We start from the raw sequence: 1,102 nt of genomic DNA, 5'->3' as shown, positions 1-1,102 counted from the left end.
GCGCGAGCATCACGCCCAGCGCCGACCCGCCGACCAGCGAGGTCTTGTTCCGCATTGTAGAATTCCCCTTAAGGCTGCCCCTGGCCTCTCGCCCCCTTCGGGGTGCGGGATCAGGATGATTGCGGCTTAACGGGGAGCCATGACGGTTCCGCCACCGATTTGTGACAGCCCGGTGACAAGCGTTTTCAAAGTGTTAAGCTGTGGCAAAGGGGCAACTGCGGAGTCGATGCACCGGATGCAGACCATCCGTACACCCACAGGTATTTGCCCCCAAAACGACTCTCTCCAACCGGTCTTGCGGACACGCCGCGCGCCCTAGAGCAGACGGGTGCGGATCACCTGGGACAGCAGATCGATCATCGACACCGCCACAACGATGACGAGCACGATGCAGCCGGTCTGGTCGAACTGGAAGGCGTTGATCGAGTCGAACAGGATCTGGCCGATGCCGCCGGCCCCGATGATTCCGAGGACCGTGGCGGCGCGGCTGCTGGATTCGAAGCGGTACAGCGCATAGCTGGTCCATAGCGGCGCGACCTGCGGAATGACGCCCCAGGCAACTTCCTGCAGCTTGCCGGCACCGGTGGCCCGCACGCCCTCGACCGGACCCTTGTCGATCGACTCGACGGCCTCGGCGAACAGCTTGGCCAGCACGCCGCCGGTATTGAACATGATCGACATAACGCCGGCGAAGGGTCCCAGGCCCACGGCGGTGATGAAGATCAGCGCCACCACCAGGTCGGGGATCGAGCGGATCAGGTCGAGCAGGCGGCGGACCGGTTGCTGGATCCACCACGGGGTGATGTTGCGCGCGCCGAGCAGGCCCAACGGGATGGCGATGATGACGGCCAGGGCCGTGCCCCACAGCGCCATCTGGATCGTCTGCCACATCTTGGAGATGAACAGCGACCAGTCCATCGACAGGAACAGCTTGGCATCGCCGAACGGGGCGAAGAACTGCCGGGCAAAGCCGCCGGTCCGCTCGGTATCGGCGAACAGTTGCGGGAACTTGTCGATCTCGGCCGGGCGGAAGCTGATCACCAGGACGGCCAGAAGGCCGCCCCACAGCAGGACGTCGAAGGCCAGGGCCGAAGCCGGACGC

At 64.8% G+C, this 1,102-nt stretch carries 1 protein-coding gene; it reads right to left on the bottom strand.

From position 1 onward, the window contains the following. Nucleotides 1-315: 315 nt before the first annotated feature. Nucleotides 316-1,102 (bottom strand): phosphonate ABC transporter, permease protein PhnE (phnE, locus tag DBR10_RS13025; RefSeq protein WP_108556402.1); only part of this gene is annotated, 787 nt, incomplete at its 5' end.

The organism is Caulobacter sp. HMWF025 (assembly GCF_003060965.1).
In the GTDB taxonomy this organism is placed as follows: Bacteria; Pseudomonadota; Alphaproteobacteria; order Caulobacterales; family Caulobacteraceae; genus Caulobacter.
The sequence above is the reverse complement of the archived record's forward strand: the minus strand, read 5'-3'. Positions and strand labels throughout refer to the sequence as shown.